Below are 25,030 nucleotides of genomic sequence, written 5' to 3'. Positions count from 1 at the left end.
AACATATTTTTATACTAAACTTGTTTAGTATTCTAATTAAATCCCTAATTATATTCGGGATAGCCTAGATGGCCACAGCCACTTCGTGGCTTCGCCATGACGGATTTTTATTAATTTTCGAGCCATGCAACAACGCTTGAAAACGGGAATCTAGAAAAAATACTTTTAAGTCATCCTGAATTTATTTCAGGATATTTGGGTAATTAGATGCTGAAACAAGTTCAGCATGACATAAGTAAGGCTGGATTCCCGTTTTTACGGGAATAACATCGAAAATTTGAGTCATGCAACAACGCCATCGTTTATCGACTCTTTTGCATATGAGTCGCATTTTGGTTTTTGATAAAGGGAAAATTATCGAAGACGGTACGCATAATGCACTTTTAATGAATAATGGACTGTATAAAACCTTGTGAGCTGCACAAATAGGCGGTTTTTTGCCGGAACATTTATAAAATACTATTATATTTCTTTAGCTTCCTCTTCAATTTCACTTTCCTCTTCGTCATCAGAATTTTCGGCAATTAATGATACGGATACGACTTTTTCATTTTCTTCGGTTTTAAACAAAATTACCCCGCCGGTATTACGCCCTGTTATACGCACCGATTCGAGTTTACAACGAATTAACTTACCGCTATTAGTAATTAACATTAATTCATCATCCATAGCAACGGGCATTACACCGACCACAAGACCGGTTTTGTCGGATATATCCATATTGACAATGCCGCTGCCGCCGCGATTAGTAATTCTATAGCCGTAAGCCGAGCTTCTTTTACCGAAACCGTTTTCGCTAACGGTCATAATAAATTCTTCTGAAATTGCCATTTGTAAAATCATCTCTGAGCTGAGCGTTGAGCCGAGTTCTTCCGGTGAAAATGCTTCTCCCTTAGCAATTGCGAGCCTTCGCTCCGTCGGGATTGATAAATAAGCTTCGCGCTCTTCCATAGTACAAGAAACGCCTTTAAGCACGGTCATAGAAATTACCGAGTCATCTTTTGCTAGTCTCATTCCTCGGACGCCGTCAGAGGTACGGCTTTTGATAATTCGGAGTGATTCAACCGGAAATCTTAAAGCTTTACCGGCTTTTGTGGCAAGTAAAATATGTTCTTCTTCTTTGCAAACTTTTACGTCCACTAATTTGTCATTATCGTCAAGCCTGATGGCGATTTTGCCGTTTGCTTGGATACGTTTGAAATCCACTAAATCACTTCTTCTAATATTCCCTAAAGAAGTTGCAAACATAATATTTAAATTATCCCACTCATCTTGATTTTCCGGCAGCGGCATAATATTAGTAATATATTCTTTATCTTTTAAAGGTAAAATATTAACAATCGGTCTACCTTTCCCTTGCGGATTGCTTAGCGGTAATTTATAAAGCTTTAAGCTATAAACTTGCCCGATATTGGAAAAGAACAGCATCGGCGTATGAGTACTACCGACAAATATTTGAGTGGTAATATCTTCATCCCTCATTGATAGACCCGACCTACCTTTGCCGCCGCGTTTTTGCGCTCGATAGCTCGTTAGAGGAACACGTTTTATATAACCACCAAGCGTTACGGTTACTACCATTTCTTCACGCTGAATTAAATCTTCCATATCCTGATCGAAATCACCGAATTCAATCGAGGTGAGGCGAGGGGTAGCAAATTCTTCTTTAACCTTAATTAATTCATCTTTTAAAATTTCTAAAAGTCTATCCCGTGATTCAAGGATATTAAGATATTCACTAACTTCGGTAGCAAGATTTTTAAGATCTTCTTCTAACTTATTTTTTTCCATAGCTGTTAAACGTTGCAATCTCATTTCTAAGATAGCCTTAGTTTGAGCTTCGGTAAAATAACATCTTCCTTGGTCATCTATCATAGCTTTATCGTCAACTAGCTTCACGAGCGGTAAAATACTTTGAGCGTCCCAATTTCTTGCCATTAATTCTTGTTTCGCACTATTTGGATCACGGGCCGATTTAATTATACGGATAATTTCGTCGATATTACTAACTGCGATAGTGAGTCCGAGTAATATATGCGCTCTATCTCTGGCTTTATTAAGTAAATATATCGTGCGATTAGTAATTACTACTTCCCGAAAATGAACAAAAGCGCTGATCACCTCTTTTAAATTCATAACTTTCGGTAACCCGTCTTTCAGGGCAAGCATAATCACGCCAAAGCTTGTTTGGAGTTGAGTACAGGCATATATTTGATTTAATACTATTTCCGCTACCACGTCTTTTTTTAGCTCGATATATATTTTTATACCGTTTTTATTTGATTCATCACGTAAATCACTAATACCTTCAATACGCTTTTCCTTAACCATTTCGGCAATTTTCTCTACCAATTTGGCTTTATTGACCATATAAGGAATTTCGGTAATAATAATAGCTTGTCTATTATTTGAAAGATCATCAATTCGCGCCCGTCCTCTTGTTATGATACTTCCACGCCCTGTTAAATATGCCGATTTGATACCGTGCGTGCCTAAAATCATTGAGCCGGTCGGGAAATCAGGACCTTTTACTACTTCTAGAAGGTCCAAAATATCTATATCGTTATTATCGACATATAAACAACAAGCATCAATAACTTCACCGAGATTATGGGGAGGGATATTGGTCGCCATACCGACAGCAATACCACCGCTACCGTTAACTAGTAAATTAGGGAATATTGAAGGTAAGACTAACGGCTCTTCTTCGGAACCGTCATAATTGGGAACGAAGCCTACAGTTTCTTTGTCGATATCTTCTATTAATTTATGGGCAACCTTGGCAAGGCGCGATTCGGTATATCTCATTGCCGCCGCGGCGTCGCCGTCTATTGAACCGAAATTACCTTGACCGTCAACGAGCGGTAGACGCAACGAAAAATCCTGCGCCATACGAACTAATGAATCATAAATAGCACTATCGCCGTGTGGATGATATTTACCCATTGTGTCACCGACTATTCTTGCCGATTTGCGATAAGGTTTGCCGGCGTGATTACCGGCTTCGTACATTGAGTAAATTATACGGCGGTGTACGGGTTTCAGTCCGTCCCGCACATCCGGTATTGCCCTGCTTACTATAACGCTCATTGCATAATCAAGATAAGACGATTTCATCTCGTCTTCGATATTTACCGGTATTAAATTAGGATAATCTTTATTATTAGTCACGATTGCGCTGCCTATATTAATTTAAGTCTATTATAGTGATATATTATTTTGCTTTCAAGGATTGCTTTTTGTTATCTTCGTGGGTTTGTTTGTTATTTCTTAGTGAAATAAATTAAGATAGCAGTAATAGCTATTATATTGATAATAACTATTATATATGTTATAGTGATCATAACTATAAATCATTAGGTAAATAATATGGAAAAAAATATTAGTAGTAAAATAGCACAAAATAATTTTGGAGAATTAATGAATGATGCAATGAAAGGACCGGTAATTATAAATAAGTATGGTAAACCTGCTGCAGTTCTTATCTCTCATGAAGAATATGAAAAATTTAATCAACTTGAAGATATGTATTGGATAACGCAAGCAAAAAATGCTAGCAAAAAAGGTTTTCTTTCAGAAAAAGAAAGTGCAAATTTTTTAACTAAAATGTTAGAGCAGTAAATTATGACTCTAATAATATCAAAAGATTCACAAAAATTTATAGAAAAACTAAACCCGAAACAATCAAGACAAATAGCAATTAAGATTAAAGAACTAAGCGAGGTAATAGCTCATCCGCACGATAGCAAACTGTTAAAAGGCTCTGAAGAACAGTATCATCGAGTAGATGTAGGAGAATTTCGGATAATTTATCAAAAAAATAAAGAAATATTTTATATTTTTATAATAGGAAAAAGAAATGATGCAGAAGTTTATAAATTATTTAAAAGAAAAATAAATTAGTAAAAAATAATTCAGCATGACAAGGGAAAAAAGTCTAGACTCCCGTTTTCACGGGAAGGTGTTGTTGCATGGCTTCTGGAATCGTCATGGCGAGGCACCTCTTGGTGCCGTGGCCATCCAGTAAAACATATTTTATACTAAACTTGTTTAGTATTCTAATTAAATCCCTCATTGCATTCGGGATAGCCTGGATGGCCACAGCCACTTCGTGGCTTCGCCATGACGAGTTTATTAATTTCAATCCACGCAACAATGCCTCACAGGAATGACATAGAATAAATTTTAATCCCTTAACTCTATATCCTCCGTACTCCATTCGTTAGAGATGCTATTATACTTTAATATATACGGTTTGGTATCGATAGAATCGAGGACTATATCGGCTATCATATCATCATGTGAAGAAATAAAACTATGACCGAAAGAAGAATAATAAGGTTGATAATTTCTAAATCGAATAGTTATAAATTTTTCTTTAGTAATATCAGGCATATATTTTATTAAATCCTTAATATTATCTAATTTATGATTCTCTATCTCATAGATATGAGTTCTATATAAATTTTTATAATCTTGGGTAAAATAAGCAGGTATAGCACTAAAGCTGCTGCCCGATTGAACAGTTGCTATCGTCAATGCTTTAAGAGGTACACCTGATTTGCTGCTACAATAATCATCGGCTTCAAAAAAGATTGCACCGCCGAAATTAACAAGCTGCTCTATTTTGTTATTATTGATATTATATAAATCTATAGTTTGTTCTATTTTTTTCCCTTCTCGGTAAATTGTCAGTTTAATATTAGTGTTTTTACTATTATCCATTTCTTTATCGAATACGGTAAGATTGCCGCCGAGTTCTATATTGTTAATTTCCCAAATAATATCACCCGGTTTAAGAAGCTTTTCAGCAGGAGAGGCCGGTATAATAGTTTTTACAATCACTACTCTATTTCGTGCGTCGGGGAATTTTTTTAAATATGCATCCATTTCCGCTTGCGGAAAATTACGATGCCTTACCGCTTTATTTAAAGAATATAATTCGGTAATAATACCGATATGGTTCCTATTTGGAACTTTATTATTTTTAAGGCTCTCTAAACTACGTTGCACATAATCCGAGTGCAGAGCGAATGCGTAAGTTTGTCCGCCGCCGTATATTATGCCGATAGCTTCATTTTTTTCATTTAACACCGGAGAGCCGCTAGCACCTCCGGTAATATTAAGATTAATTATATAAGAGCCTTGCGGCATCTCGCCGTCAATACTATATAAATCGGATAAATAGCCGCTATGAAAGGAAAAACCTTGCGCTTCGGTATTACCTACCACAAAAACGCTTTGATTTAATTTAGGTACTTCCCCCGAAAAAACTATTTGTTCAACCGATTCCGGTAAGTCTGATTTTGCTACTTTTAAAATAGCATAATCCTGCCAGCTATCGTAATAAATAAGTTTTGCCTCGGCTTGCTGACCGCTATGAAAGGTAACAAAATAAGTGCCGATAGAAGCCCTACCGATCACATGCGCGTTAGTAACGATAAAACCGTTTTCTTTATCGGTTACAAAACCGGTACCGGTCCAGCTACCTATATCCTTATAGGCGGATACGGCGATTCTACTGTCAATAGTCACTATGGCTTTTTTTGTATGTTCTAGAGTGCTAGAAGTGCCGGACGCATTAACAATATTTACGAAAAATAAGCTAATGATAAATAAAATTTTTATTAAAATTGAGACTTTTTTCATTTATTCCTCTTGTAAAATTATCACCCTAGCATTATATCAAAAAGGTCAATAATAAAAGATGTATAATAAACACAAATAAGAAAATACTGCAAGAATAAAATTTTAAAGAGGATAATTATGGGAAAAGTAATAGGTATTGATTTGGGAACCACAAACTCTTGTGTTGCCGTAATGGAGGGTAAGGAACCCAAAGTAATAGAAAATTCAGAAGGTGAGAGGACTACGCCGTCTATCATAGCTTTTGCTAACGGCGAAAAATTAGTCGGTCAGTCGGCAAAAAGGCAAGCGGTAACTAATCCAAGAAATACCGTTTTTGCGGTAAAAAGATTAATAGGAAGAAATTTTACCGATCCGATGGTTAAAAAGGATCAAGATATTGTTCCTTATAAAATAGTAAAAGCCGATAATAACGATGCATGGGTTGAAGTAGACGGACAAAAATATTCGCCGAGTCAGATTAGTGCTTATATTTTGCAAAAAATGAAAGAAACCGCCGAAAATTATCTAGGCGAGAAGGTAACGCAAGCGGTAATTACCGTACCTGCTTATTTCAACGATGCGCAGCGTCAGGCAACAAAGGATGCCGGTAAAATTGCCGGTCTTGAAGTTTTGCGGATAATTAACGAGCCGACGGCTGCGGCCCTTGCTTACGGCTTCGATAAATCAGCTAGTAAAACCATTGCGGTTTATGATCTTGGCGGAGGAACATTTGATATATCAATACTTGAGATAGGCGACGGCGTATTTGAAGTTAAGTCGACTAACGGTGATACTTTCCTTGGCGGTGAAGATTTTGATACTAGAATATTAAATTATTTAATAGATGAATTCAAAAAAGAAAGTAGCGTCGATTTACGCAACGATCCACTCGCATTGCAACGTTTAAAAGAAGCTGCCGAAAAAGCTAAAAAAGAATTATCTACCGCTTTAACTACCGATATTAACTTGCCTTATATTACGGCAGATAATACCGGTCCGAAACATTTAAATATTAAATTTACTAGAGCAAAATTAGAAGCGTTAGTAGCCGATTTAATTGATAATACTATCGAGCCTTGCCGTAAGGCGTTAAAGGATGCCGGCTTAAAAGCCTCTGATATTCAGGAAGTCGTATTGGTTGGCGGTATGACTAGAATGCCGAAAGTGATCGAGAAAGTTAAAGAGTTTTTTGGTCGTGAACCGCATAAGGGAGTTAATCCTGATGAAGTAGTGGCACTCGGTGCTGCTATTCAAGGGGGAGTATTAAATAAAGAAGTAACGGATATATTATTATTAGACGTTACGCCTTTATCGCTTGGAATTGAAACACTTGGAGGCGTATTTACCAGGTTAATCGATCGTAATACTACAATTCCGACCAAAAAGAGCCAAGTATTCTCTACCGCCGACGATAATCAGCATGCGGTAACTATTCGGGTGTTCCAAGGTGAGCGAGAAATGGCGGCCAGTAATAAATTGCTTGGGCAATTTAATCTTGAAGGTATACCTCCTGCGCCGCGCGGCATGCCGCAAATAGAAGTGACTTTTGATATTGACGTTAACGGTATAGTGCATGTTTCCGCTAAAGATAAAGCTAGCGGTAAGGAGCAAAAAGTAACTATCCAAGCATCGGGCGGACTTAGTGAAGCGGAGATTGAGCAGATGGTTAAAGATGCCGAAAAAAATGCCGAAGAAGATAAAAAGCGAAAAGAGTTAATTGAAGCTAAAAATAACGCCGATAGTCTAATTTATTCTACCGAGAAGACTCTTAAAGATTACGGTGATAAGGTATCTGCTGAAGATAAAGCCGGAATAGAGGAAGCTATTACAGGTTTAAAAGCTGTTTTAGAGTCGGAAGATGTAGCTCAGATTAAAGAAAAAACGGAAGCATTAACGGCTAGTAGTATGAAAGTCGGTGAAGCAATGTATAAATCTCAAGCGGAAAATACTAATACTGCCGAGCCTGAAACTACCAATGACGAAAAAGTAGTAGACGCTAATTTTGAAGATATAGAGAAGAAGTAAGTTTGTTACGTGGATGCCTCAAACGTCATTGCGAGGAGATGCTTTAACATCGACGCGGCAATCCAGACTTTTCTTTGTCATGCTGAACAAGTTTTGCGCATCTTTTTGTATTTGATCCTGAAATAAATTCAGGATGACTATAATTTTCTGGATTCCCGCCTTTAGCTAGAATGACATACTGTTGCTTTATTGAGCCATGCAACAATGCCCCGCCTTCACGGGAATGGCATCAATGATATTAAAAAAACATACAATTAATTATTCTTAAATCATGTCACAAACTGATTACTATCAAATACTTGGCGTTAGTAAGTCCGCGACTCAAGCAGAGCTAAAAAAAGCTTACCATACACTAGCTAAGCAATATCATCCCGATAATAATAAGGTCGAGGATAAAAACGCCGAGAAAAAATTTAAAGAAATAAGCGCCGCTTATGATGTTCTAAAAGATGAGCAAAAAAGAGCGGCTTATGATCGTTTCGGGCATGATGCTTTTCAAAATAGAGGCGGTGGCGGTTCACAAAATCATGGGCAAGGTCAAGCCGGCGGATTTCATGCCGATATTAATGACATATTCGGAGATTTTTTTAGTGATTTCATGGGCGGAAATAAAAGATCGCGTTCTACTTCAAGCAAAATTAGGGGATCGGATTTAAAATATAATTTAACAATTAGTTTAGAAGAAGCTTTTCACGGTGTCGATAAAAATGTTAGTTTTTCTAGTGAAGTAAAATGTGATTCATGCCACGGTACCGGTTCTGAAACTAATGAAGGAATGACTAGTTGCAGTGTTTGCGGCGGTCATGGAGTAACAAGGATGCAACAAGGATTTTTTACCTTAGAGCAGGCCTGTAATCATTGTCAGGGTAGCGGACAAATTATAAAAAACCCATGTAAAAAATGTCGTGGTAACGGGCGCTATGCTAAACATAGGAACTTAACGGTAAATATTCCTGCGGGCGTGGAAAACGGGACGAGGATAAGGCATACCGGTGAGGGGGAAGCAGGAATTCGAGGAGGAAGTAACGGGGATTTATATGTTGATATTGCCATAAAACCTCATGACCTTTATAAAATAGAGGGAGTAAATTTACATTGTAAGCTACCGATTAGTTTTGTAAAAGCTGCTCTTGGCGATGATATAGAAGTGCCGGTAATTGAAGGCGGAAAAGTAAATTTAAAAATTCCTGCCGGTACGCAAAGCGGTGATCAGCTAAGACTTCGAGGCAAAGGAATGTCTAAGATTAGAGCAACTATTAGGGGCGATATGATTGCCCATATTCATATTGAGATACCTAAAAATTTAACCAAAAGACAAAAAGAATTATTAGAAGAATTTAAAAAAGAATCGGGAAACGATAAAGATAATGATAGTAATTTTTTTAATAAAATGAAAAATTTATGGTCGTGAAATTTTCGTATGGAATTTAAAGCTTAAATATTATATTATTAGATAGATTAATTTTAATTTTGTTCACAGAACCTATATATTAAATTGAGAGGAATTTATGCCGTACAAAAATAACGATAGCCTACCTGAAACAGTTAAAAATCATCTTCCTGCCCATGCTCAAGATATTTATCGAGAAGCTTTTAACCATGCTTTTGAAGAATATAAATCACCTGAAAAAAGACGCGGTAATGATTCAAGAGAAACAGTAGCGCATAAAGTAGCTTGGGCAGCAGTCGAAAAAAAATATCATAAAAATGAAAAAGATCGGTGGGTGGAGAAGTAAGGTAACTTATAAACACTAATTTACTTTGTTTTTTATAATTAATTAATAAAAATTAAATAATGCTTGACTTTTAGATGAAATGTTAGTATATTTTGCCTAAATTAATTTAGGGTATATTTTTATGAGTGGAAACCTAATAAGTTTAGATACTGCTACAGACATAAATTTAGAGGATATAGAACTAGTTTCTTTAACGGAGATTCCTAATAAATCTATAAGTTCTAGTAAACTTGCTCACTCAGCAATAAATCTTGCCTATAATAGTGCCGATTCAGAGAAATATTTAGCAAAGGCTTTAGAAATAGACGGTAAAGAGTTAGTCGGTAGCGGTTTTGAAATACTTGCCGCATCAAGGGAGTTGAATACTTCGCAGTATGGTTATAAAGCCGTAGCGTTTATTAATAAGCAGACTAAAGAAATTCATATTGCTAGTGCAGGAACAAAAGCTGATAAGTATGATTTATGGGATGATGTATTAATTACTTTTCATTATACTCCTAATAAACTAGCCTCGGTTAAAGAATTTATTGATGAAATAATTGTAAAAATCGCCAAAGAAGAAAATAGCGAAGAAGCAGTACAAAATTATACTTTTAGCACTAGCGGGCATTCTCTAGGGGCGATTGTATCAGATTTAACTGCGGTGGAGTTATATTCGCGTAATTTTAAGTTTGATAAATCGACAACTTTTGATAGTCCGGGTTCAAGTGAAGTAGTAAAATATGCTATTCAAGACAAGCTATTTACGGGTGAAGTTAAGGCTTCAATAGAAGAATTAGCTAAGCATTCCGTAATATATAATGCAAAACCTAATTTTATCAATACTACTAATAATCACTTGGGAGAAGTAAATTTAGTTCTTCCGCAAGTAAAAAATAATATAGTAGAAGAGCAAAAAACACCGAAGGCTTCAGGATTTTTGGGATGGGGCGAATATTTGTATAATACAATCGGCTCTATAGTTCAAACAAGTGCTGATTATTTAGGTATTACAAGTATAATGGAGCAAATCAATCAACATAAGCTTCATAATTTTGCTGATTTAGATAAGCTTGTTTATGCAGTAGAGGGTTGGAATGGAACTCAACCGATATTAAGAAATGATAAGGACAATGCTCAGTTTAAAGCTGTAAAATCTACAGGGAAAGATGTTGTATTATTTGATGAACATGAATATGGCAGTTTAGTGTTGATAAATCAATATCCCTTAGCATATTCGGATTTACAAAATTGTACCATGGAAGAAGTATTGCCGATAGGGGATATAAATAATAATTCAATTTCCGTGTGTTAAGTTATTTATAATATAAAAAATAAATTTCAAATGTTAGATTTTTTTTCTTATGGTCTTGCACGTACAGTAAGAAGTGCAACCGGAGCTGCTTCCGGTATTGTAGTTTGTATTGCAGATACTATTACTAAGTATGTTAATGATTTAGTAAGTGAGCAACCGGGTAGTAATAATTTTACTATTAGGGAAGAAGAAGACTGGCTTGTCGTCGACGTCGAGCCTATGGGAGAGACAACTCCACCGCAAAATAATCAATAAATCACTTATTCCCCCCTTAATAATTCATAAATATTTCTAGCCGTTTTGCGAGTATTTACATATTCACTATTTTATAGTATAATATATAAATATTAAACTAAGGTATTTATGTCGATATTACCGATAGTAACGGCTCCGGATAATAGATTAAAGCAAAAATCTTTGCCGGTAGAGCTAATTACTAAAGAAACTCAAAAATTCATGGATGATATGGTGGAAACTATGTATCATGAGGATGGCTCCGGTCTTGCTGCGGTACAGGTCGGTGCTTTGAAGAGAATTTTGGTAATTGATATGAAAGATCACGATGAAGTGCCAAGACCTGCAAATTTTTATCCTCTTTTTATAGTAAATCCTGAAATAATAGAAAAATCAGCAGAATTAGTAACCGCTAAAGAAGGTTGTATTTCTGTTCCTGAGCAAAGATATGAAATAACACGACCTGAATCCGTAAAAATAAAATATTTAGATTATTATAATAATCCGCAAGAGCTTGAGGCGAATGACTGGCTAGCAAGAGTTATCCAGCATGAATATGATCATTTAGAAGGTAAATTAATGATCGACTATTTAAGCAGTCTAAAAAGAGATGTTGCGCTAAGAAAACTCCGAAAACTTAAAAATAATATAGTGTGAAAATAATCCTCATGGGGACGCCTGCCTTTGCGCTGCCCGCCCTTGAAAAACTTATAGCCTCTAATAACCACCGCCTAGTTAGCGTTTTTACGCAAAGACCAAAGGCTAAGGGCAGGCGGCTTCACGAGATAAAATCCCCTGTACATCAATTAGCTCTGCAGCATCAAATACCTGTTTATACTCCTGTCACATTAAAATCAGATGAAGTAACTAACCTTATCAATTCTATAGAAGCCGATATAATAATAGTAGTAGCTTACGGTTTTATAGTTCCGACGGCAATTTTAAATGCTAAGAAATACGGTTGTTTAAATATTCACCCGTCTGATTTGCCAAGGCATCGTGGGGCTGCGCCTTTGCAGCGTACTATTATCTGCGGCGATAAGACAAGTGCTGTATGTATTATACGAATGAATGAGGGACTTGATACCGGCGATATAATAGTAAAACAAAATTTTGATATACCGGCGAGAATGACGTTAGAGGAGTTGCATAATAAATGTGCTGTTATGGGAGCCGAACTTTTAATTAAAACATTAGATGAAATAGATAATTTGCCGCCTGTTCCTCAAATTGACAAAGGCGTAAGTTATGCGCATAAACTTACTAAAGAAGAAGGAAAAATTAATTGGGAAGAAACCGCTTATCAAATAGATTGTAAAATCCGCGGAATGAACCCATGGCCCGGAGTATATTTTAGTTATAAAGATAAAATTATCAAAATTCTTGAGGCGGATTATCTAGACCAACCTCATGATTTTCCAGCCGGTACGGTCATTAGTAAAAAATTAGAAGTAGCTTGCGGCAGCGGTATATTGATAATTAAAAAGCTACAACAAGAGAGCAAGAGATCGCTAATAACTGAGGAATTTTTACGAGGCGTGGACATACCGGTTGGTACTTTATTGATTTCGAGGGAGTGAAAATACAGCTCATTTTCCCGCACTCTTCTATGTCATTCCTATAAAAACGGGAATCTAGACTTTTCTTTGTCATGCTGAACTTGGTTCAGCATCTCATTAATAGATCCTGAAATAAATTCAGGATGACTATTTTTTTTCTAGATTCCCGCTTTTAGCTAGAATGACATACGGCACTTTTTTAGAGCCATGCAACAACGCCCCTTCGCGCGGCGTGCATGGCTCTAAAATTAATAAAAAACCCGTCATTGCGAAGCCACGAAGTGGCTGTGGCAATCTAGTTTTTGTCATGCTGAACTTGTTCAGCATCTCATTAGTAGATCCTGAAATAAATTCAGGATGGCTTTTTAGTACTTTTCCGGATTCCCGCCTTCGCGTATAGGTGTCAACTTAAGGAGCAAAAACGTAAGCCGTCATTGTGAGGAGGCATTGTTGCATGGCTCGAATTTTCGATGTCATTCTAGCTAAAAGCGGGAATCCAGAAAAATTATAGAGTTATCCTGAATTTATTTCAGGATATTTCTCAAAAGATGCTGAACTTGTTTCAGCATGACAAAAGAAAGCCTGGATTCCCGCCTTTAGCTAGGAATGACATCGAAGGTGCTTTTAACTATCCAAACCCCAATGCCTGCGCGGGGATGATATCGGTTTTAAAAGCTTTCGAGTTTATAATTTTTCTTTTATTTTCTTTTTGTTAGCCAAACACTTTACTAAATTGTTAATTGCTTGTTGTTCCGTACTATCAATTTTCATAAAATTTCTTGAAACTTCAATACACATACGTTGATGTTGAGTATGAATAGGTTGCGGGTTATCGGCTTCATCTAAGCCGTCAAAAAAATAATCAATATTTCTATCTAAAGCTTTTGCAATAAATACTAATCTACCGACTGAAATCCTGTTAATTGCTTTTTCGTATTTTTGTAGTTGTTGATGGGTAACATCTATCACTTCTGCAAGTTGTTGACGAGACAAACCTTTTGCAAGGCGCAAGGAATAAATCTTTTTTCCGATAAAATCATCAATTTTTTGTATGAAGTCATTTTTTCTTACCATTATTATCTCCCTGATTAATTATTGTTTACTGTTATAGTAATTGTTCTTCTAACAAAATTGTCAATTATTGCGTGTTGTAAAAATACTGATTACTAAAAATCCAGTATTTATAAATGTTATACAATTATGAGTGGAAATTGTACCATATTTTAATATTACATACAACTATAAAATAACAATTTTTAAGCTTTTTGTAATTATTTATTAAATATTTCTTAAGTATGTTTTAATATATTTGAAATGAAACCTAAAAATAAAAAAAAATTATAATAAATTTAAAATATTTCTTATTAAATTTATACTTTAGCAGTATATTAGTATTCGTTTAAAAATAACTTAATTTTTGACGATAATATTTAAAAATATTTTTATAAAAATATATGGTAAAAATATCACGTAAATATCGCAGATAGAGATCAAGTTAATAAAAATTGTAGCTGCTTTATATTTTAACAAATCAGCTAGTTGTTAAAAATTATTTTCTACTGAAAAATATAAATAATTGCAACTTATAAAAATTTTTTAATTTCCGGTATTATATAGAGTTATAAGTCTTAAGCAAGAAGAATTTTAAAATTTTACTAAAAGATAATTTAAAAAAACAGAAACGTGGTTTTTTATACCTATAATAATTTAAATATATATATTTTTAATATCACTTTGCACTTTACTATAAAACTTTGTATGCTTTCCAAGTTGTATACTAAAATAAAAAATCTTTAATGAGTAAAATTGTTAGCTGCCTTTATTATGCGTTTTTCAGAACCATAGAACACGACGGGATTGAACATTCCGGTTATATGTCGTTTATGATACTCTTATCTATTTTTCCCTTTTTAGTATTTTTATTAGCTCTTACAAGTTTTTTGGGCGCTTCGGAACTTGGACAAAATTTTATACAAATTTTTCTAGAAAGCATGCCTGAACAAGCAACCGAATCAATTCAAAAAAGAATAAAAGAATTATTAAGCGCTCCTCCTCAAAGCCTTATGACTCTTGCGGTGGTAGGTAGCGTCTGGACGGCTTCATCATTTGTCGAGTGCCTTAGAACAATATTAAACCGCGTATATGAAATAAAATCTCCTCCGCCTTATATAAGAAGAAGATTACTTAGCATTATACAATTTCTTATAATAAGTATATTAATTACCCTTACGATGTTTCTTTTAGTTTTTATCCCGATAATACTTACAAAAATTCCGGTAATATTAGAAGTTATTGACCAACATAAAAATACTTTAAATTTTATAAGATATGCTTTAATTTTAGCTTTACTATTCCTCGGAGCTTCTTCGCTATATTATATATTACCTAATATAAAACTAAATTTTGTCGATGTATTTCCCGGTGCTTTTTTAACGGTAATATTATGGATAATAAGCGGCTACTTACTTTCTACTTATATTGTATATTATAATCAATTAAACATAATGTACGGATCTTTGGGCAGCATAATAGTTACGTTAATATTTTTTTATATTATCAATATGATTTTCATTTACGGTGCAGAATTTAATTATCTAATGAATAATTATAGTTGATCTATGCAAACGATACCAATAGCGTTGCTGAATGGCTTAAAATGAAAGTTTAATAACTATTAGTTAGTTTAGTTATTGGCTACTAAAAAGTCATTGCGAAAAAAGTATTGTTGTGTGGATACCCAAAACGTCATTGCGAGCATTTGTGGGCGTTGTTGCATGGCTCGAAAATTAATAAAAACCCGTCATTGCGAAGCCACGAAGTGGCTGTGGCAATCCAGGCTATCCCGAATGTAAAGAGGGATTTAATTAGAATGCTAAACATAGTTTAGCATAAAAATATGTTTATACTTGATTGCCGCGTCGGCATAAATGCCTCCTCGCAATGACGATTCCGGTATCCATGCAACAACGCCTACAGCTTCTCCCAATGACGATTCTAGTATCTACGCAACAACATCTCCTCACAATGACGTTTAACGTTCCACGCAACAAGTTATAAGTGACCGGTAGAACCAAACCCATTTAAGCCTCGCGCCGTTTCCTCCAGAGAATCTCTTTCTTCCCATGATATTTGCTCATATTTAGCAATTACTATTTGAGCAATTCTCATGCCTCGTTCAATAATAAAATCTTGCTTACTTAAATTAATTAAAATAACTTTTATTTCACCGCGGTAATCAGCATCAATAGTGCCTGGAGAATTAGCAACCGTAATACCGTGTTTAGCAGCAAGTCCAGAGCGTGGTCTTATTTGAGCTTCAAATGAAAAAGGCAGAGCTATAGCAATACCGGTGGGTATTAATACTATTTCCCCTGCTTTGATAGCAACAGGTTCTATATTTGCGGCAAATAAATCCATACCTGCACTATATTCCGTTGCATAACTAGGCAATAAGCTTGTGAAATTCGAGAGTTTTTGAATTTTTACTTTAGTGGTCATATAAAAAAATGTGATAATTATAGAAGGAAAGAAATTATAGTTATTTAGCTGCTTTGTCAAGGAGACGAAGTTAGAATAAAATTTATTCTAACTTCGGTTAGGGTTTTATTTATTTATGTTAAAATTTATGCTGTATATGACTTGACTGATGTTGTCGCATGGCTCGAATTTTCGATGTCATTCTAGCTAAAAACGGGAATCCAGAAAGTTAATATGAACAAATTAACTTTTAATATATCCATTACAATGGATTATTCAAGCTATGCTCACCGTACATTTCCTTACTGTCTATTACCTCTACCCCTTTAATAATCAAATGCATGATATAATATAATCCGGAACCGAACACCACGGCATAAACCAGTATAAAGGCAATAAGAGAAATAAATACATACTCCCCAAGCACGGGCGATACTACTTCCGATGTTCTAAGAATATTATAAACAATATAAGGTTGCCTACCGATTTCGGTAACAAACCAGCCCGCTAGTACTGCTATAAAGCCGGAGGGAGCCATTGCTATATACCAATATTGAAACCATTCGGTAGTAAATAATTTTTTACGTAAATAAAGACATAAGCCGATAATACCGGTAAATATCATTAAAAAACCGATGCCGATCATTACGCGAAAGCTCCAAAATACTATAGCAACCGGTGGACGCCGATCTTTTCTCCACTCTTTTAAACCTTGTATCTTGCCGTTAAGGCTATGGGTTAATATTAAACTAGCGGCTTTCGGTATTTCAATAGCATATTTCGTTTCCTCTGCCTTTTCGTCCGGCCAGCCGATAAGATTAAACCCCACTCCTTCACCCGTTTCCCAAATTCCTTCCATAGCAGCTATTTTTGTAGGCTGATATTGCAGCGTATTTAAACCGTGCCGATCGCCGATAAAAAGCTGGATAGGAGCAACGAATAATGCCATTAACACCGCCATAAAAAGCATAATTTTAGCATGCTCTTTATAGCGATTATTTAGTAGATACCAACAACCTACACCGCCAATGACAAAAGAAGTAGTAAGATATGAAGCGGTAAGCATGTGCAAGAAGCGGTAAGGGAAAGAAGGATTAAAAATAATTTCTAACCAATTTAAAGGATAGAAAAAACCGTCTTCGCTTAATCTAAAGCCGGTTGGGGTGTGCATCCAACTATTAGCGGACAGAATCCAAAAGGCCGAAATAACCGTGCCGATCGCTACAATTAAAGTAGCTATAAAATGCATTTTTTTGCTAACTTTGTTAAAGCCGAATAGCATAATACCGAGAAAAGAGGACTCAAGAAAAAAAGCCGTAAGAACTTCAAAGCCTAATAAAGGACCGAGTACGTTACCGACTTTGTCCGAAAAACCCGACCAGTTAGTACCGAATTGATAAGACATTACCACACCGGAGACTACTCCCATAACGAAAGTAACGGCAAAAATTTTTACCCAAAATTTATATATTTCTTGATAAATGTTATTTTTTGTTTTTAGCCATAATCCTTCCACGACAGCCAACCAACTAGCAAGCCCGATAGTGAATGCCGGAAAAATTATATGAAAACTTATAGTAAAAGCGAATTGTATCCTTGATAATAATACTTGATCAAATTCCATATTATATTTGCTTTAATTAGTCGTTTTTGATATGATTATACTCATTTTGACCGGTTTTTATAAATTTTTCTTTTACAGGATCCCAGCTATAATGAACATTTACGATTCTTACTTCCGTTACATTAACATCACCATTAGGCAGTTGGGTTACGTCAAACCCTCTTCGTATCGATTCGGTAATTAACGAACTTGCCTGACAAATATATTTTACATCAAAAAAAGGCGAATCGTTATTTTTTAATGATTTTTCTTGAGTTTCTAAAAGATTAGAAGACAATTCTTTTTCTTTCATTTCTAATGATTTAAGGTTATTTTATCCATTTTTTGTAGCATTATTTACAAAAAGAAGCAAGGTTTGTTTATTATTCTATTTGCAAATTATAAATTATAGGACATATATTGTGACGGAAACTCCAAATCTTTCTAAATCTACAATGAGTTTAGGCTGTTATTTTCTAAAATTCAAGAAGATACAAATTATTCTACTAGCCGTAAGCTGCGTAATATTTGGTATGATACCGGCCGTTGATAGCATATTATTACAAAAGATTATTGACTTAATTGAGTCTTTCGGCGATGAACGTGCAAATAATCTTGTATCTTCTATGATCTTCTGGGCAGTAACTTACGGTCTTTGGTGGGAGGCAATTAATATTACATATCGTGTATATGATTATCTTTATCTTAAAACCATGCCTTATATAAAAGGTAAAATCCTAGACGAGCTTTATGATTACACTCAGTATCATAGTCATAAATTTTTTCAAGATAATTTAGCCGGACATATTAGTAATCGTATTACCGAAACTGCTAGGTCTTTCGAGATGATTATTTCAATATTGGGCGAGAAAATTATTCGTAAGATAGCAATTATTGTTTTTGCTCTTATTGCTTTATATTCGGTGCATTACATAACTGCCACTATCTTCATAATATGGATTTCCGTTTTCTTCGGCATTAGCATGTTCTTTTCAAGTAAAATTAATAAATATTCAATAAATTATGCAAGAAGTCAATCGCTAGTCTCAGGTAGTATTGTTGACGCTATTACTAATATTAGTGCGGTTAGGATGTTCACCTCGCATAAATTTGAACGTCACCATTTAGAAACCAGAATAGAAAATGCCGTTGCCGACGAACAGACTATGCAGTTTTTTATGTTCAAATTACGCTATGTATTAGGTCTGTCTTGCTCAATAATGATTTTTATAATGATTTATTATTTATCATCGCTCCGCTCGCAATTATCTATTACCATCGGGGATTGTGTACTTGTCTTAACGCTTTGTGTAAGTGTTTCCGATGATATTTGGGAGTTAACGCAAGAAATCGGCGATATGTTTGAACAAATCGGTGCATTTAATCAAGGATTATCTTTAATGGCACCGCATATTATCACCGATATTGAAAATGCTACACCTTTAAATGTAGATAAAGGACAAATAGAATTTAAAAATGTTAGTTTTAATTATTATCGCAATAATAACTTATTTCAAAATAAATCGGTACTAATTCCAAGCAGGCAAAAAGTAGGACTGGTAGGGTTTTCCGGCTCAGGTAAAACAACTTTTGTAAGTTTAATTACTAGGTTGCACGATATAGAGGAGGGGATGATTTTGATTGACGGTCAAAACATCCGGAACGTAACGCAAGATTCTCTTCGGAAAGCGATTAGCGTCATCCCGCAAGAGCCGATTTTATTTCACAGAACAATTATAGAAAATATTAAATACGGCAAAAAAGATGCCGATATTGAGGAGGTTATAATTGCTGCAAAAGCTGCTCACATTCATGATTTTATAATGAATTTACCTGAAGGCTATGATACTATGTGCGGGGAGCGCGGTAATAATCTATCCGGAGGACAAAGGCAAAGAATCATAATAGCAAGAGCAATATTAAAGAATGCTCCTATATTAATTCTTGACGAAGCTACCAGTAGTTTAGATAGCGAAACCGAGAATTTAATTCAAGATTCTCTGCGTTATTTAATGAGCAATAAAACCGTGATCGTTATTGCCCATAGATTATCTACTTTATTGCACATGGACAGGATTTTAGTGTTTAATGAAGGTAGTATAGTTGACGATAACTCACATACGGAATTGTTAAAAAACAGTGAACTCTATCAAAGGCTGTGGAATTCACAAGTAAAGGGGTTGATAGTATGAGCTATATTACTGTCATACCGTGGCTTGACCCACTACTGTACGAACGTTGAAAAAAGGCTGTGTCATGCCGTGACTTGATCACGGCATCCAGGAAAATAAAGCCATATTAGACTTATTTTAGAGTCTTTTTATGATATTATAAGCTGGACTGAAGTGGTCGTAGCCACGGAATGACAGAATTTTTACCTCTTTATTTAAACGTTCGTACACTAGAGGGCTTGACCACGGTATCCAGTCTTGTCGTCATCCTGAATTTATTTCAGGATCTATTATAGAGATGCTGAAACAAGTTCAGCATGACTTTTTGTTTTGGGATGCCGTGGTCAAGCAACTAGATGACAGCGAGGTTTAATGAAACTATCTGATTTTGATTTTAATTTGCCGCCGGAATTGATAGCGCAAACGCCTAGCGAAAAGCGCGACAACTCAAATTTATTAGTGGCAGGAAAAAACGGTCCGATAAAAACCAAATTTTATAATATAATTGATTATTTATTACCGGGTGACTTATTAGTTTTCAATAATAGTAAAGTAATAAAAGCTAAATTATCTCTTACAAAAAACGACAAGAAAATTACCGTAAATCTTAACAAGATATTATCAGATAATAGTTGGTCAGCCTTTGCAAAGCCGGCACGCAAATTATATGAAGGAGATGAATTTTTTTTTGATAATCATAAAGTAATTATTTCTAAAAAGCTAACAATGGGCGAAATAGAGGTTAAGTTTGAGCTGGATAAAGAAATATACTCAAATCAGAAGAGTATATTTAAATTTTTGGATAAATACGGCGAAATGCCTTTGCCGCTTTATATTAAGCGTGATAAGCTTCAGGTTAATACTCCTTTATGTCATACCCGCGAAAGCGGGTATCCAGAAAAATTAAAAATAGATTCCCGCTTATGCGGAAATGACGACGTACTAGACAACGACAGATATCAAACAGTTTATAGTAAAGTCAAAGGATCGGTAGCAGCGCCGACTGCCGGTTTGCATTTTACGGATGAAATACTTAAACAAATTAAAGCAAAAGGTGTGCAAACTGCCTTTTTAACCTTACATGTCGGAGCAGGGACTTTTTTGCCCGTTAAGTCTGAAAATATTAATGAGCATAAAATGCATACGGAATATTGTTCAATAAGTTCTGAAACGGCTGAAATAATCAATAAAGCAAAACAAGAAGGGCGGCGTATTATTGCCGTTGGTACTACTAGTTTAAGAACTTTAGAGAGTTCATGTATAAATAATAAAGTAGTAGCAGGTAATTTTGAAACAGACATTTTTATTAAACCCGGCTATAAGTTTCAGATGGTCGATATGCTGCTTACCAATTTCCACTTCCCTAAATCTACTTTGTTCATACTTACTTGTGCTTTTGCCGGTTTTGAAGAGATGCATAATTTATATAAATATGCTATAAAAGAAAAGATGCGGTTTTTTAGCTATGGCGATGCAACGCTTTTATATGCTAAGCGGGAATGACATACGGCACTTTTTTAGAGTCATGCAACAAAGCCTTTGGTCGCTCGCAATGACGATTCCGGTAACCATGCAACAACGCCTAGAGCTACTAATATAAACAATACAATGCAATATTCTTTTTTAACGAATTTAACTAAATTACCTTTTATAAAGGAAATTTGGCTTTTTGGATCGCGTGCAAGAGGAGATAATACTCAGCGTTCCGATATTGATATTGCTATTATTTGTCCTACTGCAAGCGAAGGTGATTGGCACAAAATTTTAAATATAATAGATAATGCAGATACGCTATTTAAAAATAGACTGTATACGATTTGATACATTAAATGACGATGATAAACTTAAACAAAATATCATTCAATTTAAAAAAATTCTTTATAAAAAGGAGATGTTTTAATGGAAAAAATATTTTGGAAAGATTATTTCCACATACTAGGCCAGCAATTACCAGATTACATAATGTTATAGAAAGTTCTAAAGTAGATAAAAATGATTATGTATTAGATGCTTCTATAAAAAGATTTGAATTCGTTATTGAACTATTTTGGAAGGTTTTAAAAAAAATACTTACTTACGAAAAAATTGACAGTACTACTCCAAGAGATGTTTTAAGTAAAGCTTTTCAATTTAGTATTATTGATAATGAAGAAATATGGTTAAAAATGCTTGATGAGCGCAATAATACTTCTCATGTTGATAAATATGAAGATGCAAAACGAGTTTTTGAAAATATTAAATTGTACTTACCGATTTTGGAAAAAACATATAACAAATTAGAGAAAAAATATTTTGGATGACTTTAAACTTGTATCCTTCATTAATATTAGATGTAAAACAAACTGCTTTATTAGAAAAATTAAAAATTCTAGTAGCTAAGCTTAATAAACCTAAGGGCTTATTTAATATCTTCAATAAAAATGATCTAAAAAGCGGTATTTATTTATACGGTCCTGTCGGTACGGGTAAGACTATGTTGATGAATTATTTTTTTGAGTTATTAAATATACCGAAAATAATTATCCACTATCAAAATTTTATGCAGGAAATACATCAGAATATTCATAAATTACAAGAAGAAAAGGAAGCAAAGAATAATATCTTCCCTAAAATAGCCAAAAATTATGCAAAAAAAACTAAGATACTTTGTATTGATGAGTTTGAAATTAAAGATATCACCGATGCGATGATCATAGGTAGTTTGCTTGCGGAATTAATCAAACAAGAGGTATTTATTTTTGTAACGAGTAATACAAGACCCGATAATCTTTATAAAGACGGCTTGCAAAGAGAGTCATTTTTACCTTTTATTGATAAAATATATGCCGAATTTTACATTATGCAATTGGATAATGATCATGATTATAGATTTGACAAAGCTTTAGAAGCAACTACTGAAAGGATAACTTATCCTTTAACTTTAGAGAACAAAAATAAATTAAAGCAAGTTGTTTTAGATATCGGCAACGGTGATTTTTTACCTCACGATATTGAGGTTTTTGGTCGGGTTTTATCATTTAAAAAAGCTCATAAAAATATATTACTTACTAATTTTGATGAATTATTTACCGGAGAAGTTAGTTATATAGATTACGTTAATATCTGCCGAAAGTTCAATATTATCATAGTTGAGAATGTCCAAATAATCCGACCGGATAACACCGATATAGCCGTTAGATTCATCAATTTCATCGATAATGCTTATTTTTATAAAATATTATTATTTATGACTCTCGAAGATCAGCCGGAAAAAATATATCAAGGAGCAGCTAGACGAGAGGAGTTTAAGCGCACCGTATCAAGGTTACGGGAAATGAATAGTGATTTATATTTATAGGAAGCATCCAAATTTCAAAAGTCATTGCGAGTAGGCATTGGCGTTGTTGCATGGATGGTTTTAAAACGTTCTCGATGTCATTCCCGCCCCGAAGGCGGGCGTTGTTGCATGGCTCAAAAATTAATAAAAATCCGTCATGGCGAAGCCACGAAGTGGCTGTGGCCATCCAGGTTATCCCGAATATAATGAGGGATTTAATTAGAATACTAAACAAGTTTAGTATAAAAATATGTTTATACTTACTGGCCACGGCGCCAAGAGGCGCCTCGCCATGACGATTCTGGTAGCCATACAACAACGCCCAGCCTAGCGCGGGAATGACATCGAAAATTCGAGCCACGCGGGCAACGCCGAAGTTGTAAGCGACGCGGCAATCCAAGGAAATTGATTTATTTCAGAATCTTCTTATATCTATCTAATACAACACCCCTCACTTAACTTGACAGTATCTTTGATCATAGTTATGTATAATATTATTAAATTTAAAGAGGGATACATGAAAATAGGTTGTACTGATAATACGCTAAAAAATATAATATTTATTATTAAGATTTTTTTTATTTACGCAGTTATGTGTATTTCATGTGTTTTAATGTTGAATATAATTTTAGGTTATAGCTCTTTTGAAAATGATGTACAGTTTTTACTTTTTAAAAAAGAATATATAGATAACAAAATATGGAAAACTGCTTTTTATATTCATGTATTTTCTGCAATAATTACTCTTTTTGCTGGATTTTCTCAATTTTCAAAAGATTTTCTTAAAAGATTCATAAGATTACATCGTATTTTTGGTAAAATTTATGTTGTGACTATTTTAGTCATTAATTTTCCGGTTGGGATGATTTTGGCGATATATGCTAATGGTGGCTTACTAGGCAAGATAGCATTTGTTTTGCTTGATTTTCTATGGTTTGTTTTTACATACAAAGCATTCATTAATGTGCGTGAAAAAAAATTTATTGCACATAAATTTAATATGATGCGTAGCTATGCGCTAACATTTTCAGCAATTACTCTTAGAGCTTGGCATGCTATTCTTTCTACTACCCTAATTATAAGTCCTTATAAGCTTTATATTATAGAGGCCTGGTTAGGTTTTATGCCTAATTTACTCGTTATAGAATTTATAATTTGGTTACAAAAAAAGAAATATAAACTTACCTTCTGAAAATTGCTGCCATAGGAGTGTAACTTATAATAACCCATATTATAAATATGTTTATTACACATATACATATCCAACAAGTTATTTTGATCCAAGGAGTAATTATATTTTTAGTCAGATATGTTGCAATAAAACAAGATGCTATAAGTGGACATAAAAAATAAATAAAAAATATTGCTAAAAAAAATATTTCCATACTGGCTCAAAAATTTTCAAAATTACTGAAGACTCATAATATAAATAACCTTTTAAAAGTGCAAGATATTTTCAAAAAACTTAATAGCAAGATTTAACAACCTGTTCTAATTTTTTTTCTATCTTAGATTCTACACCTAAAATAGCATGACCTTTATATTTACCTTTTTTTAGTATGATTAAAATATCTAAATCACTATGATAACCGTTGGCTATATCTTGTACCCAATCGCCTCATGCATAAGAGGGCGTTGTTGCATGGCTCAAATTTTCGATGTCATTCTAGCTAAAGGCGGGAATCCAGACTTTTTCTTGTCATGCTGAACAAGTTTTGTGCATCTTTTTTAGTAGATCCTGAAATAAATTCAGGATGACTTTTATACTTTTTTCTGGATTCCCGCTTTTAGCTAGAATGACATACTGCCGCTTTTATCAAGCCATGCAACAATGCTCCTCTTGCATAAGAGCCGAACAGGATAATCATCGCAATTTGCTCTCTTGCAACTTCTAAAATTTGATGGATTGCATAATCCGGTCTATTTTGAACACCGATAGAGCGTTTGGGCAGGGTGGTTTTCATAGTTGATTGCCGAAATCGTCATA

The 25,030-nt window shown here is 34.5% G+C and carries 31 protein-coding genes and 2 pseudogenes; 21 read left to right on the top strand and 12 right to left on the bottom strand.

What is annotated here, in order from left to right; all coding sequences use genetic code 11:
- Nucleotides 1-296: 296 nt before the first annotated feature.
- Nucleotides 297-416, top strand: a pseudogene (locus AAGD64_RS06210) (ABC transporter ATP-binding protein); the annotation flags it as partial.
- Nucleotides 417-462: 46 nt separating this feature from the next.
- Here AAGD64_RS06210 and gyrA read toward each other — a convergent pair.
- Nucleotides 463-3,117, bottom strand: a complete 2,655-nt coding sequence (gene gyrA, locus AAGD64_RS06205) for a DNA topoisomerase (ATP-hydrolyzing) subunit A (RefSeq protein ID WP_410526093.1) — start codon at nucleotides 3,115-3,117, stop codon at nucleotides 463-465.
- A 252-nt stretch (nucleotides 3,118-3,369) separates the two neighbouring features.
- Here gyrA and AAGD64_RS06200 point away from each other — a divergent pair, with 252 nt between their 5' ends.
- Both AAGD64_RS06200 and AAGD64_RS06195 read left to right on the top strand, forming a co-directional pair.
- Nucleotides 3,370-3,621, top strand: coding sequence for a type II toxin-antitoxin system Phd/YefM family antitoxin (locus tag AAGD64_RS06200; RefSeq protein ID WP_253307536.1), 252 nt, complete (start codon nucleotides 3,370-3,372; stop codon nucleotides 3,619-3,621).
- 3 nt (nucleotides 3,622-3,624) lie between these two features.
- Complete coding sequence (locus AAGD64_RS06195) at nucleotides 3,625-3,903, top strand: type II toxin-antitoxin system RelE family toxin (RefSeq protein WP_253307537.1); 279 nt, start codon at nucleotides 3,625-3,627, stop codon at nucleotides 3,901-3,903.
- A 34-nt stretch (nucleotides 3,904-3,937) separates the two neighbouring features.
- Here AAGD64_RS06195 and AAGD64_RS06190 read toward each other — a convergent pair whose 3' ends face one another.
- Both AAGD64_RS06190 and AAGD64_RS06185 read right to left on the bottom strand, forming a co-directional pair.
- Complete coding sequence (locus tag AAGD64_RS06190; RefSeq protein WP_341792768.1) at nucleotides 3,938-4,153, bottom strand: hypothetical protein; 216 nt, start codon at nucleotides 4,151-4,153, stop codon at nucleotides 3,938-3,940.
- Between the two features lie 32 nt (nucleotides 4,154-4,185).
- On the bottom strand, nucleotides 4,186-5,649 hold the full coding sequence (locus AAGD64_RS06185) for a S1C family serine protease (protein WP_341792767.1): 1,464 nt from the start codon (nucleotides 5,647-5,649) through the stop codon (nucleotides 4,186-4,188).
- A 117-nt stretch (nucleotides 5,650-5,766) separates the two neighbouring features.
- On the opposite strand from AAGD64_RS06185, the gene dnaK reads away from it, so the two are divergent.
- A complete protein-coding gene (dnaK, locus tag AAGD64_RS06180) occupies nucleotides 5,767-7,653 on the top strand; it encodes a molecular chaperone DnaK (protein WP_253307540.1) in 1,887 nt (628 codons plus the stop codon).
- Between the two features lie 43 nt (nucleotides 7,654-7,696).
- On the opposite strand, the gene AAGD64_RS06175 is transcribed toward dnaK, so the two are convergent.
- Nucleotides 7,697-7,855: a hypothetical protein gene (locus tag AAGD64_RS06175; RefSeq protein ID WP_341792766.1), complete on the bottom strand. Its 159-nt coding sequence runs from the start codon at nucleotides 7,853-7,855 to the stop codon at nucleotides 7,697-7,699.
- Nucleotides 7,856-7,924: 69 nt separating this feature from the next.
- Here AAGD64_RS06175 and dnaJ point away from each other — a divergent pair, with 69 nt between their 5' ends.
- From dnaJ to fmt, 6 genes are all read left to right on the top strand, one after another.
- Nucleotides 7,925-9,064 (top strand): molecular chaperone DnaJ, encoded by a 1,140-nt coding sequence (gene dnaJ / locus AAGD64_RS06170; RefSeq protein ID WP_341792765.1) that lies wholly within the window; start codon nucleotides 7,925-7,927, stop codon nucleotides 9,062-9,064.
- A 97-nt stretch (nucleotides 9,065-9,161) separates the two neighbouring features.
- Nucleotides 9,162-9,389, top strand: a complete 228-nt coding sequence (locus AAGD64_RS06165) for a ChaB family protein (protein WP_341792764.1) — start codon at nucleotides 9,162-9,164, stop codon at nucleotides 9,387-9,389.
- Nucleotides 9,390-9,510: 121 nt separating this feature from the next.
- Entirely contained in the window at nucleotides 9,511-10,683 is a 1,173-nt protein-coding gene (locus AAGD64_RS06160; RefSeq protein WP_341792763.1) for a hypothetical protein, read from the top strand.
- Nucleotides 10,684-10,713: 30 nt separating this feature from the next.
- Nucleotides 10,714-10,938 (top strand): hypothetical protein, encoded by a 225-nt coding sequence (locus tag AAGD64_RS06155; RefSeq protein WP_253307544.1) that lies wholly within the window; start codon nucleotides 10,714-10,716, stop codon nucleotides 10,936-10,938.
- 108 nt (nucleotides 10,939-11,046) lie between these two features.
- On the top strand, nucleotides 11,047-11,574 hold the full coding sequence (gene def, locus AAGD64_RS06150; protein ID WP_341792762.1) for a peptide deformylase: 528 nt from the start codon (nucleotides 11,047-11,049) through the stop codon (nucleotides 11,572-11,574).
- The gene (fmt, locus tag AAGD64_RS06145; RefSeq protein ID WP_341792761.1) at nucleotides 11,571-12,497 is read left to right on the top strand and encodes a methionyl-tRNA formyltransferase; all 927 of its coding nucleotides are present in this window, start codon (nucleotides 11,571-11,573) and stop codon (nucleotides 12,495-12,497) included. Before def ends, fmt begins: the two co-directional genes overlap by 4 nt.
- A gap of 126 nt (nucleotides 12,498-12,623) precedes the next feature.
- On the opposite strand, the gene AAGD64_RS06140 is transcribed toward fmt, so the two are convergent.
- Nucleotides 12,624-12,803, bottom strand: a complete 180-nt coding sequence (locus AAGD64_RS06140) for a hypothetical protein (RefSeq protein WP_341792760.1) — start codon at nucleotides 12,801-12,803, stop codon at nucleotides 12,624-12,626.
- Between the two features lie 221 nt (nucleotides 12,804-13,024).
- On the opposite strand from AAGD64_RS06140, the gene AAGD64_RS06135 reads away from it, so the two are divergent.
- A complete protein-coding gene (locus AAGD64_RS06135; protein ID WP_341792759.1) occupies nucleotides 13,025-13,192 on the top strand; it encodes a hypothetical protein in 168 nt (55 codons plus the stop codon).
- Here the strand turns inward: AAGD64_RS06135 and AAGD64_RS06130 are convergent.
- Entirely contained in the window at nucleotides 13,161-13,550 is a 390-nt protein-coding gene (locus AAGD64_RS06130; protein ID WP_253307547.1) for a helix-turn-helix domain-containing protein, read from the bottom strand. The two genes, AAGD64_RS06135 and AAGD64_RS06130, sit on opposite strands and share 32 nt — an antisense overlap.
- 722 nt (nucleotides 13,551-14,272) lie before the next feature.
- Here AAGD64_RS06130 and AAGD64_RS06125 point away from each other — a divergent pair.
- Nucleotides 14,273-15,091, top strand: a complete 819-nt coding sequence (locus AAGD64_RS06125) for a YihY/virulence factor BrkB family protein (protein ID WP_253307548.1) — start codon at nucleotides 14,273-14,275, stop codon at nucleotides 15,089-15,091.
- Between the two features lie 295 nt (nucleotides 15,092-15,386).
- A complete protein-coding gene (locus AAGD64_RS06120; RefSeq protein WP_341792758.1) occupies nucleotides 15,387-15,533 on the top strand; it encodes a hypothetical protein in 147 nt (48 codons plus the stop codon).
- On the opposite strand, the gene dut is transcribed toward AAGD64_RS06120, so the two are convergent.
- The 3 genes from dut to AAGD64_RS06105 all read right to left on the bottom strand — a co-directional run bounded on the left by dut (nucleotide 15,528) and on the right by AAGD64_RS06105 (nucleotide 17,869).
- Nucleotides 15,528-15,974: a dUTP diphosphatase gene (dut, locus tag AAGD64_RS06115; protein ID WP_341794172.1), complete on the bottom strand. Its 447-nt coding sequence runs from the start codon at nucleotides 15,972-15,974 to the stop codon at nucleotides 15,528-15,530. The two genes, AAGD64_RS06120 and dut, sit on opposite strands and share 6 nt — an antisense overlap.
- Nucleotides 15,975-16,215: 241 nt before the next feature.
- Nucleotides 16,216-17,577, bottom strand: a complete 1,362-nt coding sequence (locus AAGD64_RS06110; protein ID WP_341792757.1) for a cytochrome ubiquinol oxidase subunit I — start codon at nucleotides 17,575-17,577, stop codon at nucleotides 16,216-16,218.
- A gap of 16 nt (nucleotides 17,578-17,593) precedes the next feature.
- The gene (locus AAGD64_RS06105) at nucleotides 17,594-17,869 is read right to left on the bottom strand and encodes a DUF2671 domain-containing protein (protein WP_253307551.1); all 276 of its coding nucleotides are present in this window, start codon (nucleotides 17,867-17,869) and stop codon (nucleotides 17,594-17,596) included.
- A gap of 142 nt (nucleotides 17,870-18,011) precedes the next feature.
- Here AAGD64_RS06105 and AAGD64_RS06100 point away from each other — a divergent pair, with 142 nt between their 5' ends.
- The 7 genes from AAGD64_RS06100 to AAGD64_RS06070 all read left to right on the top strand — a co-directional run bounded on the left by AAGD64_RS06100 (nucleotide 18,012) and on the right by AAGD64_RS06070 (nucleotide 23,339).
- The gene (locus AAGD64_RS06100; RefSeq protein ID WP_410526092.1) at nucleotides 18,012-19,748 is read left to right on the top strand and encodes an ABC transporter ATP-binding protein; all 1,737 of its coding nucleotides are present in this window, start codon (nucleotides 18,012-18,014) and stop codon (nucleotides 19,746-19,748) included.
- Nucleotides 19,749-20,099: 351 nt separating this feature from the next.
- A complete protein-coding gene (gene queA, locus AAGD64_RS06095) occupies nucleotides 20,100-21,230 on the top strand; it encodes a tRNA preQ1(34) S-adenosylmethionine ribosyltransferase-isomerase QueA (RefSeq protein WP_341792755.1) in 1,131 nt (376 codons plus the stop codon).
- The gene (locus tag AAGD64_RS06090; protein WP_341792754.1) at nucleotides 21,199-21,327 is read left to right on the top strand and encodes a hypothetical protein; all 129 of its coding nucleotides are present in this window, start codon (nucleotides 21,199-21,201) and stop codon (nucleotides 21,325-21,327) included. Before queA ends, AAGD64_RS06090 begins: the two co-directional genes overlap by 32 nt.
- Nucleotides 21,267-21,548, top strand: coding sequence for a nucleotidyltransferase domain-containing protein (locus AAGD64_RS06085; RefSeq protein WP_410526067.1), 282 nt, complete (start codon nucleotides 21,267-21,269; stop codon nucleotides 21,546-21,548). The genes AAGD64_RS06090 and AAGD64_RS06085 overlap by 61 nt, the downstream gene beginning before the upstream one ends.
- 92 nt (nucleotides 21,549-21,640) lie before the next feature.
- Complete coding sequence (locus tag AAGD64_RS06080) at nucleotides 21,641-22,027, top strand: HI0074 family nucleotidyltransferase substrate-binding subunit (RefSeq protein WP_341792753.1); 387 nt, start codon at nucleotides 21,641-21,643, stop codon at nucleotides 22,025-22,027.
- Nucleotides 22,024-23,064, top strand: coding sequence for a cell division protein ZapE (gene zapE, locus AAGD64_RS06075; RefSeq protein ID WP_341792752.1), 1,041 nt, complete (start codon nucleotides 22,024-22,026; stop codon nucleotides 23,062-23,064). The genes AAGD64_RS06080 and zapE overlap by 4 nt, the downstream gene beginning before the upstream one ends.
- 50 nt (nucleotides 23,065-23,114) lie before the next feature.
- Nucleotides 23,115-23,339, top strand: a complete 225-nt coding sequence (locus tag AAGD64_RS06070) for a hypothetical protein (protein WP_341792751.1) — start codon at nucleotides 23,115-23,117, stop codon at nucleotides 23,337-23,339.
- On the opposite strand, the gene AAGD64_RS06065 is transcribed toward AAGD64_RS06070, so the two are convergent.
- On the bottom strand, nucleotides 23,304-23,438 hold the full coding sequence (locus tag AAGD64_RS06065) for a hypothetical protein (protein WP_341792750.1): 135 nt from the start codon (nucleotides 23,436-23,438) through the stop codon (nucleotides 23,304-23,306). The genes AAGD64_RS06070 and AAGD64_RS06065 overlap by 36 nt on opposite strands.
- A 122-nt stretch (nucleotides 23,439-23,560) precedes the next feature.
- Here AAGD64_RS06065 and AAGD64_RS06060 point away from each other — a divergent pair, with 122 nt between their 5' ends.
- Nucleotides 23,561-24,235: a DUF2306 domain-containing protein gene (locus AAGD64_RS06060; protein ID WP_341792749.1), complete on the top strand. Its 675-nt coding sequence runs from the start codon at nucleotides 23,561-23,563 to the stop codon at nucleotides 24,233-24,235.
- 294 nt (nucleotides 24,236-24,529) lie between these two features.
- Here the strand turns inward: AAGD64_RS06060 and AAGD64_RS10620 are convergent.
- Nucleotides 24,530-24,643, bottom strand: a pseudogene (locus AAGD64_RS10620) (nucleotidyltransferase); the annotation flags it as partial.
- A 187-nt stretch (nucleotides 24,644-24,830) separates the two neighbouring features.
- The gene (locus AAGD64_RS06055) at nucleotides 24,831-25,007 is read right to left on the bottom strand and encodes a nucleotidyltransferase domain-containing protein (protein ID WP_341792748.1); all 177 of its coding nucleotides are present in this window, start codon (nucleotides 25,005-25,007) and stop codon (nucleotides 24,831-24,833) included.
- Nucleotides 25,008-25,030: the final 23 nt, after the last annotated feature.

Origin of the sequence: Rickettsia endosymbiont of Ceutorhynchus obstrictus (genome assembly GCF_964026565.1) — a bacterium.
In the GTDB taxonomy this organism is placed as follows: domain Bacteria; phylum Pseudomonadota; class Alphaproteobacteria; order Rickettsiales; family Rickettsiaceae; genus Rickettsia.
Note: the sequence above shows the minus strand (reverse complement) of the source record. Positions and strands in the feature narration are given on the sequence as shown.

Coding starts and splice junctions, on each gene's coding strand:
- gyrA (WP_410526093.1), bottom strand. CDS start 3,117: ATGAAATCGTCTTATCTTGATTATGCAATGAGCGTTATAGTAAGCAGG.
- AAGD64_RS06200 (WP_253307536.1), top strand. CDS start 3,370: ATGGAAAAAAATATTAGTAGTAAAATAGCACAAAATAATTTTGGAGAA.
- AAGD64_RS06195 (WP_253307537.1), top strand. CDS start 3,625: ATGACTCTAATAATATCAAAAGATTCACAAAAATTTATAGAAAAACTA.
- AAGD64_RS06185 (WP_341792767.1), bottom strand. CDS start 5,649: ATGAAAAAAGTCTCAATTTTAATAAAAATTTTATTTATCATTAGCTTA.
- dnaK (WP_253307540.1), top strand. CDS start 5,767: ATGGGAAAAGTAATAGGTATTGATTTGGGAACCACAAACTCTTGTGTT.
- dnaJ (WP_341792765.1), top strand. CDS start 7,925: ATGTCACAAACTGATTACTATCAAATACTTGGCGTTAGTAAGTCCGCG.
- AAGD64_RS06165 (WP_341792764.1), top strand. CDS start 9,162: ATGCCGTACAAAAATAACGATAGCCTACCTGAAACAGTTAAAAATCAT.
- AAGD64_RS06160 (WP_341792763.1), top strand. CDS start 9,511: ATGAGTGGAAACCTAATAAGTTTAGATACTGCTACAGACATAAATTTA.
- AAGD64_RS06155 (WP_253307544.1), top strand. CDS start 10,714: ATGTTAGATTTTTTTTCTTATGGTCTTGCACGTACAGTAAGAAGTGCA.
- def (WP_341792762.1), top strand. CDS start 11,047: ATGTCGATATTACCGATAGTAACGGCTCCGGATAATAGATTAAAGCAA.
- AAGD64_RS06140 (WP_341792760.1), bottom strand. CDS start 12,803: ATGCTGAACAAGTTCAGCATGACAAAAACTAGATTGCCACAGCCACTT.
- AAGD64_RS06135 (WP_341792759.1), top strand. CDS start 13,025: ATGCTGAACTTGTTTCAGCATGACAAAAGAAAGCCTGGATTCCCGCCT.
- AAGD64_RS06130 (WP_253307547.1), bottom strand. CDS start 13,550: ATGGTAAGAAAAAATGACTTCATACAAAAAATTGATGATTTTATCGGA.
- AAGD64_RS06125 (WP_253307548.1), top strand. CDS start 14,273: ATGAGTAAAATTGTTAGCTGCCTTTATTATGCGTTTTTCAGAACCATA.
- dut (WP_341794172.1), bottom strand. CDS start 15,974: ATGACCACTAAAGTAAAAATTCAAAAACTCTCGAATTTCACAAGCTTA.
- AAGD64_RS06110 (WP_341792757.1), bottom strand. CDS start 17,577: ATGGAATTTGATCAAGTATTATTATCAAGGATACAATTCGCTTTTACT.
- AAGD64_RS06105 (WP_253307551.1), bottom strand. CDS start 17,869: ATGAAAGAAAAAGAATTGTCTTCTAATCTTTTAGAAACTCAAGAAAAA.
- AAGD64_RS06100 (WP_410526092.1), top strand. CDS start 18,012: ATGAGTTTAGGCTGTTATTTTCTAAAATTCAAGAAGATACAAATTATT.
- queA (WP_341792755.1), top strand. CDS start 20,100: ATGAAACTATCTGATTTTGATTTTAATTTGCCGCCGGAATTGATAGCG.
- AAGD64_RS06090 (WP_341792754.1), top strand. CDS start 21,199: ATGCAACGCTTTTATATGCTAAGCGGGAATGACATACGGCACTTTTTT.
- zapE (WP_341792752.1), top strand. CDS start 22,024: ATGACTTTAAACTTGTATCCTTCATTAATATTAGATGTAAAACAAACT.
- AAGD64_RS06070 (WP_341792751.1), top strand. CDS start 23,115: ATGGATGGTTTTAAAACGTTCTCGATGTCATTCCCGCCCCGAAGGCGG.
- AAGD64_RS06060 (WP_341792749.1), top strand. CDS start 23,561: ATGAAAATAGGTTGTACTGATAATACGCTAAAAAATATAATATTTATT.
- AAGD64_RS06055 (WP_341792748.1), bottom strand. CDS start 25,007: ATGAAAACCACCCTGCCCAAACGCTCTATCGGTGTTCAAAATAGACCG.